We start from the raw sequence: 15,657 nt of genomic DNA, 5'->3' as shown, positions 1-15,657 counted from the left end.
CAACGCTGACCAGGTAACGGGTAACGCCATGCCGAATATAGGCCCGAAAACCGCCCGTGGAGGCCCCCCGTGACACCCGAAGTGATCGTTACCCTCACCCTCATAGCCGCAACGTTCGTCTATGTCCTCCTGTGCTGGATCTTGCCGTTCGCCCGCTGCCGCGCCTGCCACGGAACGGGCATCCGACGCACCATCCTTCTACGCAGAGTAACCATCTGCCGTCGCTGCAAGGGTGCCCGGATGCGGCTGCGGATCGGCCGGCGCGTCTACAACGCCTTCCACAACGCCAACACCGAGGCGGCCCGCGCCGCACGAGCCAAGGGCGGCGCGCGATGAACCGGCCCCGGCTGCTCGACCTGTACTGCTGCGCCGGCGGAGCCACCCGCGGCTACCAGCGGGCCGGATGGCACGTCACCGGCGTCGACCAGGTGCCGCGCCCCGACTACTGCGGCGACGACTTCCACCAGGGCGACGCGGTCGCGTTCGCCCTGGCCCACGGCGCGAAGTTCGACGCCATCCATGCCAGCCCGCCATGCCAGGACCACAGCCTGTTGACCCGCTCCAACCGCACCCGGGACGGCTGGACGGACCAGCACGTCGACCTCATCCCGCCCACCCGGGCGGCGCTGACCGCGTCGGGCCGGCCGTGGGTCATGGAGAACGTCGTCGGCGCGACGCTGCGCCCCGACCTGGTCCTGTGCGGGCTGATGTTCGGGCTGCGCGTGTTCCGTCACCGCCTGTTCGAGACCCACGGCTTCGCCACGCTGGTCCCGCCGCACCCGGCCCACCGGGGACACCGCGTCGCCGGATGGCGGGCCGGTGTCCGGCACGAGGGCGACATGTTCGCCGTGTACGGCGACGGAGGCGGCAAGGGCACCACCGAGCAGTGGCAGCAGGCCATGGGCATCGGCTGGACCACCGACCGCGAAGCCATCACCCAGGCCATCCCACCCGCGTTCACGCACTTCATCGGAGAACACCTGCTCACCGCCCTGGAGGTGACCACATGACACACGCACTCACCACCGGCCGGCGCACCGTGCGGCCCGACAGCGAGAAGCGCTGCCCCGGCTGGTGCGCCCGCGCCCACCACTGCACCGCCCGACGCCTGCCCGGCGGAGAGCACGCCTCCATCCCGGAGGTGTGGGTCACCGACGTGGGCCGGTTCGTCGCCACCCGTTACCGCGACCAGCGCGGAGTCGACCGGGTAGAGCTACGCGTTGTGCTCGACCTGGCCGACGACGAGGACATTGCCCGGGCTCAAGCCCGCCATCTGCTGGCCGTGACGCGCGTCGTCGTCGACCGCGTCTTCGGCCCGGCCGACGAGCCGAAGGAGCGCCCGCGGTGAGCGCGCCGACCCGAAGTACAGAAAGGCCGCCTGCGGCGGCTCACTCCTTGTTGGCGGCTGCGCTGCGCTACGCCGCCAACGGCTGGCCGGTGTTCCTGCTCGGCCGGTCCAAACGGCCCGTTGCGAACTGCGCTGCCTGCGAAGCGGCCAAGCTCGACGGCGTCCCGCACGACCGGCAGGCGTGCCGGTGCCTGACCTGTCACGGGTTCTACGCGGCCACCACCGACCCGCAACGCATCCGGGCGATGGTGGCCGGTATCCCGCGCGGCCTGCTGGCCATCCGCACCGGCGCACCCTCCGGCCTGGTCGTCATCGACATCGACCCCGACGCGGGCGGCATGGCATCGCTACGCGCCCTGGTCGCCCAGGGCGTATCGCGGCCCACTAGATGGGTGCGCACCGGTTCCGGTGGGCTGCACCTGTACTACCGCCACCCCGGCCGCCCGGTGCCGTGCGACCAGGGCAAGCGCCTCGGACCGGGCATCGACGTACGCGCTGACGGCGGGTACGTCGTAGCGCCGCCATCGGCGCATCCGGTCACCGGTCGTCCGTACCGCTGGGACGACCCGAGCGAGCCGGTCAGGGATATGGCCCCCGCGCTGGTGGACGCCTGTGTCGCCGAGGTCCGGCGGCGCGCGCCCGTACGTCCTGCTGTCCAACCGATGGCCCCGCGCAGCGGGGGGGCCATATCCCATCCCGACCGACTCATGGCCGCGCTGGTCGCCCGCATCAGCGCGGCCCCGGACGGCCGCCGCCGCGTGACGCTGTACGGCTGCGCACGCGGCGCCGCCCTCATCGTCGCCGCAGGCCACCTCACCAGCACCGACGCCTACGACGCTCTCGTGTCGGCCTGCGACGCCGCAGGCTGGCCGTGGGCCAAGTCCACGCCCAACGCGATCCGAGACGGGTTCGCCGCAGAAGGAGTGACAGTGTGACCCGACCAGCCAAGACACGCCCCAACATCGACGGCTGTGACCTGCTCGACCGGGTTCACGCGATGATCGTGCGCTACGTGATCCTGCCTTGCCCGGAGGCCGCCGACGCGGTCACGCTCTGGATCGCCGCGACACACGCGCAGGACGCATGGGCGTACGCGCCCCGCCTGGTCATCCGCGCCCCAGAGAAGCGCTGCGGAAAGTCCCGACTGCTGGACGTGGTTGAGGGCGCAAGCCACAACCCGCTCATGACCGTCAACGCGAGCCCCGCCGCTGTCTACCGCTCCATCGGCGCGGGCGACGCGCTCACACTTCTGGTCGATGAGGCGGACACCATCTTCGGCCCGAAAGCGGGTGAGAACGAAGACCTGCGCGGCCTGCTCAACGCAGGCCACCAGCGCGGACGACCCGCCATCCGCTACGACGCCAACACCCAACGCGTGGAGACCATCGAAACGTTCTGCATGGCCGCCCTCGCGGGCATCGGGCAGATGCCCGACACGATCGAAGACCGGGCCGTGGTCGTCAAGATGCGCCGCCGCGCCCCCGACGAGACCGTCAAGCCCTGGCGGATCAAGCGCGACCGACCCCAGATGCTCAAGCTGTCCGCCGAGCTGTCGGCCTGGCTCAAGCCGCTGTTGACCGAGCTGGAGAGCGCCGAGCCGGTCATGCCTTTGGAGGACCGCGCCGCCGACACCTGGGAACCGCTGATCGTCATCGCCGACTCGGCCGGCGGCACCTGGCCCGCCCGCGCCCGCGCCGCCGCCCTGGTCCTCACCGGCGAGGCCGAGAAGAACGCCGTCAAGTCCGACCGCGTACGCCTGCTCACCGATTGCCGGACCGCGTTCGGCACCGACGAGGCGCTGCCGACCGCGGCCCTGATCGAACGGCTCAAGGCCGACCAGGAAGCGCCGTGGGCGCGCTACGAGAACAACGGACTCACTCCGATGAAGCTCGCAGGGCTGCTGCGCGATTACGAGATCGCATCCGACACCATCCGGTTCGGAGGTGCCTTCCACGTTGGCGGCAAGCCCATCGAGCAGGCCAAGGGATACCGCGCCGCCGACTTTACAGACGCATGGGTGCGCTACTGCCAGCCGACCAGCGAGAACCCCGGCAACGACCCCGAAACCGACGGTCCCGGCGATGGCCCGTGGTACGGCCCAAGCCGTACCAGTCAAGATCCCGTACCACCCTTCACCAGCGGTGGTACGGCTGGTACGGCTGGTACGGGTACCCCCCGCCACCTCCGTCTCATCAACCCCAACTGATCACCAGCGCGCCCGTGCCCACAGCACGGGCGCGCTCCACATCCGAATCCGGAGGCATGCGTGACCAGCCCTCACGTAACCGACCTATACCCCCCCACCACCCGAGTAGGCGAGATCATGGCCCAGAGTGGCACTCAGGCGGCTAAGCGCGTCCCGCCGATGCGTAGGACCCCCCGCAGCGCGATCCAGTGCGCGGGCAACGCTGGTCGCGGCCTCGACCCACACACCATCCGGCGCGAAGCTCTCGCACCTCCGGCCAAGGCTGAATGCTGGGCTGAGTTCTGGACCGTCGTGGCTAAGGCGCACGCGGCGGCTCACCGGCGCGAACGCCTGGCGCGGGCAGGAGGACGACGGACGTGAGCGGCAACAAGAAGGCGGTTGCCTACATCCGCGTCTCAGCGGTGATGGGCCGGGAAGAAATGATCTCCCCAGAGCTGCAAATGTTCGAGATCGAAACGTTCGCCAAGCGCAACGGCCTGGACATCGTGCACCGGGTCGAGGACATCGACCGATCCGGGCGTAGCTTCACCAAGCGCCGCATCGACGAACTGATCGCAGGCATTGAATCCTCCCAGTGGAAGTACGTGATTCTCTGGAAGTGGTCGCGATGGGGGCGAAATCTCCAGCAATCGCTCCTATATCTTGCAATCACCGAGCAGGCAGGCGGCGTCGTCCGCGCGGCGACGGAAGACTTTGATCCAACGACAAGCGTCGGCCGCTTCACGCGCGATCAGATGTTGCTCATCGCTGAGCTGCAAAGCAACCAGATGGGCGATAGCTGGAAAGAAGCACACAGCAAGCGCCGTCGTGATGGATTGCCGCACACGACACAAAAGAGGCTGGGCTACACATACAATCGCGAGACCGGGTACATAGTTCAAGAGGACGAGGCTGAACTAGTGCGCGACGCGTATAAGCAGTACGTCTCCGGTAAGTCGCTAGTTTCACTGGCAGCCAAGTGGAACGCCAGGGGACTACGAACGACGCAAAACAAGCTATGGACCGACACATCAATTCGGCTCATGCTTGACAACGGTTTCGCAGCCGGCCTGATACGCGAGCGGAGCGACACGCAGGCGGGACGACGCCCGGAACACTTCGACAGATGGCGCAGGGGCGCTCATCGGCCGATCATTTCCGAGGGTGTATGGAAGGCGTACCAGCGACGGCGCGCCGAGACTGCCCGCCTACCTGTGCGCCATCGACGTGCGACGCACGCATTTAGCGCCCTCCTCGTCTGCGGTCATGAAGCTTGCGGCAGACCGATGATTGCCGTTAAATCTGGTCGCAAGAATTATCTCAACTGGAGTTGCAAGTACGCAAAAGACACCAAGGTGCATCCTTCCAACACAATCTCCAACGCTCGCCTTGAGTCGGCAGTCATGGAATGGATCGAGCGTGAATCGACAAACAACGGAGACGTTGATGAAGAGGCTGGACGATTCGCGCGGGCCGATGCAACGGCAATAGAGGTGGGTCGCCTCCGGGGAGAGCTATCGCGGCTAGTCATGAAGCGAAAGCGGCTACTTGCGGCATACACCGATGGGGCGGTAGACGAGGAGGACTACAAAGAGCAGCGCGAAGAGATCAAGCTTGCGATCTCCGCGACGTCGGCCGAACTAGACGCAGAAGAGGAGCGGCTCACCACGGAGGGAGCAGACCCTCTACCCGCCTTCCGGACCATCCGCGATGAGTGGGGACGGTTTACCACGGAGGAACGGCACCACGCCCTCAAAGCGGTCCTACACCGCATCGTGATCCAACCTGGGCCTTTCGGTCCCGAGAAGGTTCAGCCAGTTACTCGGTGGTAAGCAGGATCTTCGCCCCGAGTGAGGAGCATAGATCGCCATGCTCCCCACTCGCGGCGAAACCCTGCGATGAGGAATGGATATTCAGCCGCCTCACGATCACTCACCTAACCCTCGTTTCAGGCGTGGTCAACTATTCAGGTTAGTTCAGACCAGGAAGGAAGTCCGAATGCACGTGGCGTCATCCGCCAGCAGGTCCCGCGTCCGCCCGCTCACGATAGAGTTACAGATCGCACGATTATGGAACCCGAAGGTTGAAAGGGACGGCAGTAGTCTAGTCGCCTAAAATTTGCGTACGAATCAACTTGAATCTGACACCAATACGAACGAGGACCGACATGACTTCCCTGGACCGTATCGTCCTATTCGTTTTCGGCTCGCCAGGATCCGGGAAAACAACAGTAGTCAGGAGAATCTCGGCCGAAATCGGTGCCGAGACCGTACATAGCAGTAGAATTTTGCGAGAGGCGCAAACCAATCCTGCGATCGACATAGGGATTCGCAGCCAGATCAAGCAAAACATGCTCACGAGCACGCCAATGCCAGCCGAGATTTACGTCACAGTAGCTGCCAAAGCACTTAAGCAAAGGCCAACAACTAATTTACTGGCGTTTGACGGATTTCCGAGAACACTTGCACAGACCAAAGCAATTCCGGGCCTACTTCAGGAAGCCGGATACGGGCAACATACGGTTGTCGGGATTCAGTTGGTGGTTGACGAGGCAACTGCAATATCCCGCGTTAAATCTAGGGTTTTCTGCAGTACATGCGGAAGCGAGGGCAATGCGGCATGCTGCACCATGCCAACGAAGACACCTCGCCCCGACGACGCATCTGCCGAATTCATTAGGCGCTACAGGTCCGAAGACCAAGAAGCAAGTAAAATTGCCACGTACTTTAATTCGCTATGGCGTTTCACGAAGGTTCATGATGCAGAAGCCGCGATCAGGTTCCTCTGTGACATGTAGACAACGAAGATCATTTTTCCCCACGACGATCCGAGAAGTGCTGATCGCCACCAGCGGTATAGGCATCTCGCGCAGCGAAGGTCTGCTGTATCAAGCCACCGCGGCTAGGTGCTTCAGCTAGCTTCTCAAGCGACGCAGCAAACTGCGGGAGGTACTCGGGGCGATCGTTGCGCCTTGCAAGTTCGGAGAACGTTGCCGCCCACGCCAACTCCAGGCGGTGTAGGACTGACAAGGACCCGCCGTTCTCCTCCAGTTCCTTGCGAGATCGGTCGAGCAGTTGTTCGATTTCGTCGGCTTGCCCGGTCTGCGCGAACAAAGCAAGCGTGGCATTCCGGGTACGTGGCCACGCGTCCGAATTCAATGTACGGACCAAAGCTCGAGCAGCCGATTGGCTCGGATCGCCTGACATAGGTTGCTCCTCGTTGAAGGTCACGGTTGATCGCTAGGCGGAAGCTCACTCGGATCACGGAGATACTCCGCCATACCGGCAAATGCATCCGACTCTTTCGATACGACCGAGAAGCTACGCGGCCGGCTAGCTATTGCGAGGGATTCGTGGCCCCTGAGTCCCCATATTTCCGCTTCGACCCACGACAAGGCTCTGTATTTATCGGGAGCCATGTACTGTGAGCCAAAGTCCCAACCGACTGCAGACACCGGCTTAGAATTAAATTGCTCTGCAGCCCTCTGTCGATAGGCGTCTTTTGTCAGCGTGTCTGGATGTAGGAACGAAAGGTCGAAACCATTCTTAGCTAACCCGAACGCTGCCAATCCGTAGAGCAACTTAGCCTGGATAGCGTGACGTCTGCAATAATCCAGGATCACGCGCGCGCCTCCTACCGCACCCGCAAAGGAGAGCAGGTGTAGCCTGCGCACCTCATGAACCTTCCGATACTCGTTGAGTGCCGTTACGACAGTAGCGCCGGAAGCGACAGTATCTCCGATAATTATGCTGTCACCAGCAGCATCGAGGGATCGGTAAGAAACCACGACTGATGCGGAGTCGCCCTCCACGTCTTTGCGACTTGTAGCTAGAAGGTTCGTCGGCAAGTTCAACCCGTACGAATCGAACGCCGATGCAAGTTGATAAGCAAGTCCTTTGCCTAGGATCACGAGTTCCGTGACGTCGGGATCGAGTTCGTCGAGGAGATGGCCGACCATTAGCCGGCTGCTCTCTGCACACGCTCTCCGAAATTCGATCCCCATCAAATTTCGGTCGAAAAGGAGATGTTCAAGTGCAGGGTTTTCTACGATGTAGAGACCTGCTATTTCATCAACTTCCTTTGCCGTACTCGTGCCATTATCGGAAATCACCCGGGGGCTCCTACTTCGTCGACATCAGCAGTTTCATCGCTTGCAGCATGGGCTCATCGCCGGGCAACACATTCTCCCGATACTCTTCGATGGCGCGATCAAGCCACTCAGGAGTATTAACAGGCGGCTCTTTGTGTACCGGTACTTGTGTGAGGAACCGTCCAGCCTCCTCGAAATCATCGGCGAGAAAAGAAGCCAGCGAGGCAACGTGCGGATGCACATAGTTCGAGACGGTTGTTCCTCGATACTCAAGGACATCCGAGCGGTATAGTGTGTTCCGTGGTGCCACAACAATGACTGGCGTGCCGAATGTTGCGGCCGCCGCCATCTCCACTCCAATGCCAATGCCGCGGCGCTCACGCGCATCGACGATAATCGCCGTCGCCGTCATGACTTGGAACATGTCCCTTCCGAACTGCCCGAGAGAGTTGTTGGGGTCGGTGATGGGATCGTCAGGGTTGAGGAAAACGACCTCACTCGGTGCAGCGCCGTTCCTGACCTCGTCCTTCTCGGTGTCCGTCCAACAAAGCTTCTTGGCGTCGCTCTTGCCTTTCATGATCGATCCAGAGCAGTAAACTGACAGCAGCATAGATCTGATCTCCTTTGTAGAGGTTCGTCGGGATTGTAGCGCCGCCTACTTAACGACGCCAGTCCTCTTTAGAAACGAGCTAGCTCGGTTGCGACGCCTTCTACCGACGCCAAAACATCCTGGAACGTCGTTGCGCGTTCCTGCCGTCGTCTTTGGTTGGCGCGAACCGCGGCTATGCGCAGTTCCGAACTAGCCCCAAACGCCTTAGTCATAACAAGCGCGAACTCAGGTGTGTCGCGTAGCAAGAGTAGCTCTGGCCAAGATGCCACCTTGTGAATATATTCGTATATTCTTAGCCACTTTAGCGTCAGGTCGATAAGATGCGCCGAGAGGACACGACCAGCGAACTCTTCGGTCGTACGTTCGACGCCGCACGTTAGTTGCCCAAAGCTGAATTCGGATAACAGATTCGCGTCAAGGTCAGAAAGATAGCTACAGAGATAGGCGCGAGACAAAAAGTGATCGATCTTTGTTCGCTCATGCGGATTGATTCTGAACGGAAGACTGTCTCGAACAAACCGGCCGATGAATGCTTGGCCGGCTAATCTATTTGGCACCTCTCTTAGGCTCCGCTCTGACTGAAGAGCGCGGGATGGTTCGCGGGCGGTAATGCTAGTTAGCAACGGCGTTAGGAGTCCCTGAGTGAGGGCGCTATCCCACTCCCGTGCTATGTCGGAGGCGGTGTCGGCTGCGTATCTCGGCTGCCAGGCAATTCGAGCCAATGACCCTTTAGCGAACCGGCCGGTGTATGGGTTGATGCTATCGGCCCGATACTCGCTCGCTTTATGTTGCACATATTCATTAAGGTCCGAGAGGTGCGAAGAGTATCTGAGCACTCTCGCTTCAATCAACGCAGATACGTTGCTTAGAAACCTCGGCATGCAAGGCACCTCGAATAGATACGATGCAGGCAGGATCAGGTGCCCTTCTGTTGCGAGAACCGCCAGGCGAGTTGCATGCAACGCCCTAGGCAGGACGGAAGGTTCCGCGCGACCAATGCCATAGCAGGCCAGGACTTCGGGATTGAGATATTGAATGAAAATCGGCCGCACGCGAAGGTTCGAGGCGTGCTGCGGTAGTATGCCCGGACTTCCAAAAGTCAGGTGAAGATCTCGGCCCGCCGTAAAGGCATCTCGACTCGCTTCGGCGATCTGAAACATCACGGCTTTTGGAGACTAGTCGCGCGCATCGCCCCTGATGTACTGATCCCTGCCAGCGGTATACGCATCTCGTCCTGCCAATACGTCTTGGTGCACTACAGGGAATTGGCCGGGAATCAGCTCGGCGAGCGCTTCGCTCAAGTGTTTCGATATCTCGGGCTCAGTTGCGAAGATTGCTTCTAAGCGTCCGGCCCACCTTGCGACCTCGATCTTTCGGACGTCAGCGTCTGTGTCGCTACTGGCCAGGGCTCGTAGCGTGTGCTCCAGTTGCGCCTCAGCCTGTGGTTCTGTGGCATACCCGCGACCGAGTATCTTCGCGATGCGCGACTTGATGCCGAGCCATGCATCGTTGGTCATTGCTTGAATTAGCCCGTTTGCCGCGGTCCAAGCGATCTCCGCTACGGTAAGATCCACAATGTCTCCTGACGTCTGGGTGCCACCCGACGGTCGCTTAGACTCGTGAATTTTCCACTAGCGACACCATGATCGCGATTTTGTGTCCTCGATTCGACAGCGCTTCGTTCGTCAGATCACTCATTAGCATGGTGCTCGGTACGAGGTCACCGCGGTCCGTCGCACGATTGCCGTTGCTCGGCTCGACGTTGCTCCTACTGCTCCGACTCTTCGCGGGCCGAGTTCGCGCTGTTTCGGTTTATGATCATCTGTTCGGCCGTGTAAGCATCCCGCCCAGCCGAGACGTGGAACTTGGCACGAGGCTCCGTGACGGAACTCGATGGCTGCACCGCAGGTTCGGCGCGGGCTCGCCGAACGATCCACACCAGCAGAGGGATCACGGCGACCAGTACAGCCAATGGCAGCCCGATCGCACTCGCCCACTGATCGGAGCGTGCCAAGCCCTCGCCTGTAAGAAACCACACCAGCCCGGACAGGCCGAGGACAGTTAGGGCCACTACGGCAGCGAACAAACCCCACCACCCACGATTACCCTTCGAGTGCATCCAGTCATTCTGCATCAACGCCAGCCACTCGCTCAATCGCGGCTGGGAGTCGGAAGATCCGCTTGCCGCAAAAGCTTCACGTTGATTCGCCAGCGGGTCTGTCCGCTCCTTGACCAACAGTGGCCATACATTTGCTGTCGTCGAACAACACGTGGTCGACGAAAAGGGCTAGATATCGTCCCACCTGCGACAACGGGTGGGCGATATACAGCGTCCGACAATCGTGATGTTCGTGTCGAACACTGTCATTTCTCCTCTCGGCGTCCGATGCCTCAGAGGGTGCGCCGGGAGCGCGGTGGCGAGCCATCGCCGCGCGCCGCGAGCTGTGGACGACGCCCGCCTTGGGGATAACCGCCTGATCATGGAGTTGATCTGTTAAGGCTGGCCCTACTTCGCGGTAACATAGCGGCGTGCAGACCGACATCCTGGGCGAGCCGTACCTGCAGCGGGTCATCGAACTCCCCGACGACGACCAGGGCCGGGTCGTCGCGACCCTGGTCAGTCGGCGCGCGCCCGAAAGCACCCGCCGCGCGGTGCTTTACCTGCACGGATTCACCGATTACTTCTTTCAGAAACACCTGGCCGACTTCTTCGTCGAGCGCGGCTACGACTTCTACGCCCTCGATCTGCGCAAGTACGGGCGCAGCCTGCTGCCGCACCAGACGCCCAACTTCACCCGCAGCATGGACGAGTACTTCCCCGAGCTGGACGAGGCGGCGCGGATCATCCGCGAGGAGGACGGCCATGACACGATGGTGGTCGCCGCGCACTCCACCGGGGGCCTCATCTCGTCGCTGTGGGCGCACGCCCGCGCCGGCGCCCGGCTCGTCGACGGGCTGCTGCTCAACAGCCCGTTCTTCGACATCAACGCGCCGTGGATCATGCGCCGCCCGGCGGTGTCGGCGGTCGGCTCGCTGGCCCAGCGCGCGCCGTACCGGGTGGTGCCGCTGAAGCTGCCCGGCCTGTACGGCCGCAGCCTGCACCGCGACCACGACGGCGAGTGGGACTACCGGGTCGACTGGAAGCCCGTGAGCGGCTTCCCGGTCCGGGTGGCCTGGCTCAAGGCGATCCGCAGCGGCCAGCGCCGGCTGCACGCCGGGCTGGGGCTGCAGGTGCCGGTGTTCGTCGGCTGCTCGACGGCCTCATACCGGCAGCGGCAGTGGTCGGAGCTGGCACACGACACCGACGCCGTGCTCAACGTCGACCACATCGTGCGCTGGGCGCCGGCGCTGGGCCGCGACGTCACCCTGGTGCGCATCGAGGGCGGCAAGCACGACCTGACCCTGTCCCGCCAGCCCGCCCGCGACCGCTTCTTCACCGAGTCCGCCCACTGGCTCCAGACCCAGCTCCGCTGACCCCCGGCCACCCGGGTCGATCATGAACATAAGTCGCTGTTCGGCGGCGTGTCGCTGCCCTAGGATCGTGGTCAACTTCCGCCGGGTAGCCGATCACGCCGGTCGTCCCGCACGGTAGCCTTCAATCGCGCGCCCGTAGCTCAGCTGGATAGAGCAGGGGCCTTCTAATCCTCAGGTCGCAGGTTCGAGTCCTGCCGGGCGCACCACCTCCACACGGCCACCGGGCGGGCCGGGTAATACCTGCTCACCCGTCCAGCCACGCGAGAACGTACGCGCGTGGCGTCGGTCCGCGGTGATAACTTCCGTCGGTGAACTACCCCTCTCCTGAACCGACTCCGCCGCCATCCGGGCAGCCGCCATATCCGCAGGTTCCGGTGCCGCCGCCGGCCGCGCCACAGTCCGGCCCGCCCGCCGACCCCTTCGCGCCGTACGGCACGAACCCGCAGTACGGCACGGATCCGCAGTACGGCACGAACCCCCAGTACGGCACGGGTCCGCAGTACGGCACCGGCCAGCAGTACGGCGGGAACCAGCCCTTCAGCGCCCCGCCGCAGCAGACGCCGCCCGCCGGCTACGGCGTCCCCTACCAGCAGGTGCCCCCGGCGCCGTCGGGGACCAACGGCTTCGCCATCGCCTCGCTGGTCTTCGGCGTCATGGGCGGTGTCCTGCTCGGCTTCATCTTCGGCTTCGTGGCGCTGTCGCAGATCAAGAAGCGCAACCAGAACGGCAAGGGCATGGCCGTGGCCGGCCTGGTCCTCAGCACGATCTGGTCGCTGGTCATCTGCGGCGTGATCGGCGTGGCGATCGTGGCCGCCAACACCGACACCACCGGTACGACCGGCACCACCGGCACGACCGGCGACGACACGTCCGTGCACTCGCTACGCATCGGCGACTGCCTCAACGATCTCAGCACCGAGGACGAGATCGAGGAGCTGCCGGTCGTGCCGTGCACCGAGCCGCACGACGGTGAGGTCTACGCCGAGTTCAAGCTGACCGAGACCAGCTTCCCCGGCATCGAGGCGATCGAGAAGAAGGCCGACCCGCGCTGCGCGGACCTGCTGAAGTCGTACGCCCCGGCCGCCGTGGACGACCCGGCCGTGGACACGTACTACCTCTACCCGACGGCGGAGAGCTGGGCGGGCGGCGACCGCGCGGTGACCTGCATCGCCAGCTTCGACCCGGCACGCACGGGCAAGCTCAAGGGCTGAGCCCGCGACACCGCCCAGGACCTCGTTTCCTGGGCGGTGTCCCCCCGCGGTGTCGGCCGGCGCGCGGTGCGTCTCAGGTCCGGTGCCGCGGTGTCATCGGCGGCGGCGCAGCAGCAGCACCACCGGCGTCGCGAACAGGGCGGCGCCCACCGCAGCGCCGCCGAGCAGCGACAGGTCGAGCGGCCTGCCGCCGGTGGTGGCGGCGATGACGGCCTGCAGCACGCCGAACACGCCCAGTGCGACGGCGACCAGCAGGAGCAGCACGATCGCGATGATCTCGCCCGGGTTGTCGCGGCCACCGGCGCCGGCTCGGGCGGCAGCGGCCCGCCCGGCACCGGGCCTGGGGATCGCGGCCGGATCGCGCGGTGGCATCGGGAGGTGCCGGGACGGTTCGACGACGGCGTCCAGCACGGCCAGCTCGACGGGCGACGCCGTCCACATGGCGGGTTCCAGGTGCAGCACGATGCCGTCGTCGCCGATCAGCCGCCGAGCCCCGTCGGGCCAGGTCAGCATGGCCGCGCACGCGTCGTAGCGGACCGTGGCGCACGAGCCGGGGCGGACGATGCTCGTCGCGTCCGGCCCGATGACCAGCTCCACCTCCCCGTCCTCCCGGTGCGGGTGGCGGTTGCCGTCGGCCTCGTGCGCGGACGACGTCGGGGCGGCGGCGAACCCGGCCCAGTCGGCCGTGGTGCGGTGGGGCGTCTGCAGCAGCCCGGCGGCGACGGCTTCGGCGGCGACCGCGTGCACCTGCTCGACGGTGACGGCCGAAAGCTCCGCCCGCAGCTCGTCCACGGTCAGGTTGCGCTGGCCGGTGAGCAGGCTCAGGGCGTGTGCGGGCAGGCGGGCCGCCTCGATCTCGGGGTGGTTCAGCTTCTCCAGGGACTTCGTGCGTACGGCGGCGACGCCGCTCGGGTCGATGGCACCGTGCCGCAGCCGGGCCAGCACGTCGACGAAGCCGCCGAGCGCGGCCCCCTGCTTCTCCGGCAGCGCGTCCGCGTACGCGGTGACCGTGGCGAAGCCGTCGCCGCGGGGTTCGTACGTGGCGGTGGCGGTGTACGAGTAGCCGCCCTCCTGCCGCAGGTCGCGGAACAGCTCCCGTTCGAGCACTCCGGAGTAGACACTGGCGGCCGTGCTGCGGCGGACCACGGCGCTGAAGACCACGCTGGTGTCGTCACCGGCGAACCAGGCGGGCGTCGCCGGCAGCGCCGACGTGGGCGCGGGCGCGGGACGGCGTACCCCGGGCCGCAGTGGCAGCCGCAGGCCGGCCGGGACCCCGCTGCCGGCGATCCACAGCACGGCGTTGTCGCGGGTGAAGTAGGTCTCCACCCACTCGCGCAGGTCCTCGGGGCGCAGCCGGGCCAGGCCCCACTCGGGGTAGCTGGGCAGGCCGTAGCCCCGCGCGCCGTACCGCCGCAGGGGCAGTGTGGTGGTGCCGCCGCGGCTGCGGCTCTCGGTGCGCAGGATCTCCTTCTCGATCTCGAGCCGGTGCATCGGCAGGTCGGCCAGCCCGGCACAGACCTTGCCGAGGTATCCCACCACATCGGACTCGGAACCGCGCAGGTGGAAGTGGGTGTAGACGGATGTCGTCTCGCCGTTGTAGTGGTAGTCGGACAACCCGCTGTCGTGCAGTGCCAGGTGCTCCACCAGGTGGGTGACGCCGTGCAGCGGCAGCGTCTCGTCGGCCTGGCCGACCCGGAAGATCAGACCTGCCGCCGCCTGCCCGGAGGACGGCGCGACCAGGGTGGGCACCCCGTCGACCTCGGTCAGTTCGAGCACGGGTCAGCCCTTCCCCGCCGCGAGGGCACGGTGCTCGGCGAACTGCGCGGTCGGATCGCCGAGGTAGGCCCAGGGGAAGCGGTCGGTCAGGTCGCCGAGCGCGTCGAAGTGCGCGCGCGCCCGCCGGTGGTCACCGGCCAGGCTGAAGGCCGCCGCGAAGTGGTGGTGGGCGGTCACCCAGCCGTAGACCGGCCGGTACGACGGGTGCAGCACCGACCGGGCGGCGGCCGTCGCGAGTTCCTGCCCGACGTCGGGGCGGCGGAAGTAGGCCGACCGCTCGCTGCCGTCCAGCTCCCGCCAGTACTCGATGTGCGCCTGGGCGATCAGCGCCGCGTTGAGGCCGCCCTCGGGCGCATCGGCGGCACATGCCCGTGCGAATGCGAACGCCGACTCCCACGATCCGCTCCATTTCGGACACAATTGCTGGAGCAGTTGCGCCTGCGCGCCGTGCATGTGCGGATGGTGCTTGGCGAGGCGGTCGTAGCGCCGCCTGGCCTCGGCCTGGCCGAGTTCCAATCCGCGCGCGTTGGTGATGCGCAGCGCCCAGGCGGCGCCGTCGGCGGGGTCACGGGCGGTGACCTCGATCAGCAGTTGCTCGCCACGGCGCAGGTGCTCGTGCATCTGGTCGAGCTGCGACCGGCTGACATGCTGCGCCCGCGCGCCGGTGCGGGCCTGCCAGGCCAGCCCGATGGCACGCGCGGCGAGCAGCACCTTGGGCAGCGGCGCCGACGGCTGCGCCGACGCGACGTCCGAGAGAAAGGCGTCCGCCTCCGGCAGGTCTCCCACGATCCGGGCCATGAAGTAGACGTCGTCGACCGTCCGCAACCGCGCGAACATGGCGGACAGCGCGTTCCAGTCACCCTCACGGCACCACGCCCGCGCGTCCTCGACCTCGGGAAAGGCCACGGCGTGAGCCGCCGGGGACGGCGCGGGCAGGCCGATGATCGTCACCGGGGCATCCTA

General features: G+C 65.0%; 15 protein-coding genes and 1 tRNA gene. 10 read left to right on the top strand and 6 right to left on the bottom strand.

Translation table 11 applies throughout. The features are described from left to right. Positions 1-69: 69 nt before the first annotated feature. The 7 genes from F9C41_RS26680 (at position 70) to F9C41_RS26650 (ending at position 6,330) form a co-directional block, all read left to right on the top strand. On the top strand, positions 70-336 hold the full coding sequence (locus tag F9C41_RS26680) for a hypothetical protein (RefSeq protein WP_196279964.1): 267 nt from the start codon (positions 70-72) through the stop codon (positions 334-336). Next, positions 333-1,010: a DNA cytosine methyltransferase gene (locus tag F9C41_RS26675; RefSeq protein WP_155389592.1), complete on the top strand. Its 678-nt coding sequence runs from the start codon at positions 333-335 to the stop codon at positions 1,008-1,010. The genes F9C41_RS26680 and F9C41_RS26675 overlap by 4 nt, the downstream gene beginning before the upstream one ends. Continuing rightward, positions 1,007-1,348: a hypothetical protein gene (locus tag F9C41_RS26670; protein WP_155389591.1), complete on the top strand. Its 342-nt coding sequence runs from the start codon at positions 1,007-1,009 to the stop codon at positions 1,346-1,348. The genes F9C41_RS26675 and F9C41_RS26670 overlap by 4 nt, the downstream gene beginning before the upstream one ends. A gap of 47 nt (positions 1,349-1,395) precedes the next feature. Further along, positions 1,396-2,283, top strand: a complete 888-nt coding sequence (locus F9C41_RS26665; protein WP_230690037.1) for a bifunctional DNA primase/polymerase — start codon at positions 1,396-1,398, stop codon at positions 2,281-2,283. Next, positions 2,280-3,554: a DUF3631 domain-containing protein gene (locus tag F9C41_RS26660; protein WP_155389589.1), complete on the top strand. Its 1,275-nt coding sequence runs from the start codon at positions 2,280-2,282 to the stop codon at positions 3,552-3,554. Before F9C41_RS26665 ends, F9C41_RS26660 begins: the two co-directional genes overlap by 4 nt. A 356-nt stretch (positions 3,555-3,910) precedes the next feature. Further along, positions 3,911-5,365 carry a recombinase family protein gene (locus F9C41_RS26655; protein ID WP_155389588.1) on the top strand — a complete coding sequence of 485 codons (1,455 nt, stop codon included), beginning with the start codon at positions 3,911-3,913 and terminating at the stop codon, positions 5,363-5,365. A 335-nt stretch (positions 5,366-5,700) separates the two neighbouring features. Further along, complete coding sequence (locus F9C41_RS26650; protein WP_155389587.1) at positions 5,701-6,330, top strand: nucleoside monophosphate kinase; 630 nt, start codon at positions 5,701-5,703, stop codon at positions 6,328-6,330. A 10-nt stretch (positions 6,331-6,340) separates the two neighbouring features. Here the strand turns inward: F9C41_RS26650 and F9C41_RS26645 are convergent, their stop codons facing one another. From F9C41_RS26645 to F9C41_RS26630, 4 genes are all read right to left on the bottom strand, one after another. Continuing rightward, on the bottom strand, positions 6,341-6,763 hold the full coding sequence (locus tag F9C41_RS26645; RefSeq protein WP_155389586.1) for a hypothetical protein: 423 nt from the start codon (positions 6,761-6,763) through the stop codon (positions 6,341-6,343). Next, on the bottom strand, positions 6,760-7,644 hold the full coding sequence (locus F9C41_RS26640) for a hypothetical protein (RefSeq protein ID WP_155389585.1): 885 nt from the start codon (positions 7,642-7,644) through the stop codon (positions 6,760-6,762). The genes F9C41_RS26645 and F9C41_RS26640 overlap by 4 nt, the downstream gene beginning before the upstream one ends. A gap of 10 nt (positions 7,645-7,654) precedes the next feature. Next, complete coding sequence (locus tag F9C41_RS26635) at positions 7,655-8,233, bottom strand: hypothetical protein (protein WP_155389584.1); 579 nt, start codon at positions 8,231-8,233, stop codon at positions 7,655-7,657. Between the two features lie 1,175 nt (positions 8,234-9,408). Then, on the bottom strand, positions 9,409-9,807 hold the full coding sequence (locus tag F9C41_RS26630) for a hypothetical protein (protein ID WP_155389583.1): 399 nt from the start codon (positions 9,805-9,807) through the stop codon (positions 9,409-9,411). 955 nt (positions 9,808-10,762) lie between these two features. Between F9C41_RS26630 and F9C41_RS26625 the strand changes: the two genes are divergently transcribed. The 3 genes from F9C41_RS26625 (at position 10,763) to F9C41_RS26615 (ending at position 12,918) form a co-directional block, all read left to right on the top strand. Further along, positions 10,763-11,707, top strand: a complete 945-nt coding sequence (locus F9C41_RS26625) for an alpha/beta hydrolase (protein WP_196279963.1) — start codon at positions 10,763-10,765, stop codon at positions 11,705-11,707. A 129-nt stretch (positions 11,708-11,836) separates the two neighbouring features. Further along, positions 11,837-11,913 (top strand) — tRNA-Arg (locus tag F9C41_RS26620). A 102-nt stretch (positions 11,914-12,015) separates the two neighbouring features. Beyond that, the gene (locus tag F9C41_RS26615; RefSeq protein ID WP_155389582.1) at positions 12,016-12,918 is read left to right on the top strand and encodes a DUF4190 domain-containing protein; all 903 of its coding nucleotides are present in this window, start codon (positions 12,016-12,018) and stop codon (positions 12,916-12,918) included. Between the two features lie 93 nt (positions 12,919-13,011). Here the strand turns inward: F9C41_RS26615 and F9C41_RS26610 are convergent, their stop codons facing one another. Next, positions 13,012-14,694 (bottom strand): peptidase M16 family protein, encoded by a 1,683-nt coding sequence (locus tag F9C41_RS26610; protein WP_155389581.1) that lies wholly within the window; start codon positions 14,692-14,694, stop codon positions 13,012-13,014. 3 nt (positions 14,695-14,697) lie between these two features. Next, the gene (locus F9C41_RS26605; RefSeq protein ID WP_155389580.1) at positions 14,698-15,645 is read right to left on the bottom strand and encodes a hypothetical protein; all 948 of its coding nucleotides are present in this window, start codon (positions 15,643-15,645) and stop codon (positions 14,698-14,700) included. Positions 15,646-15,657: the final 12 nt, after the last annotated feature.

The organism is Catellatospora paridis (genome assembly GCF_009720365.1).
GTDB classification, from domain to species: domain Bacteria; phylum Actinomycetota; class Actinomycetes; order Mycobacteriales; family Micromonosporaceae; genus Catellatospora; species Catellatospora paridis.
The sequence above is the reverse complement of the archived record's forward strand: the minus strand, read 5'-3'. Positions and strand labels throughout refer to the sequence as shown.

Excerpts from the sequence above, each read along its gene's own strand:
- F9C41_RS26670 (WP_155389591.1), top strand. The coding sequence starts at position 1,007 with ATGACACACGCACTCACCACCGGCCGGCGCACCGTGCGGCCCGACAGC.
- F9C41_RS26635 (WP_155389584.1), bottom strand. The coding sequence starts at position 8,233 with ATGCTGCTGTCAGTTTACTGCTCTGGATCGATCATGAAAGGCAAGAGC.
- F9C41_RS26650 (WP_155389587.1), top strand. The coding sequence starts at position 5,701 with ATGACTTCCCTGGACCGTATCGTCCTATTCGTTTTCGGCTCGCCAGGA.
- F9C41_RS26675 (WP_155389592.1), top strand. The coding sequence starts at position 333 with ATGAACCGGCCCCGGCTGCTCGACCTGTACTGCTGCGCCGGCGGAGCC.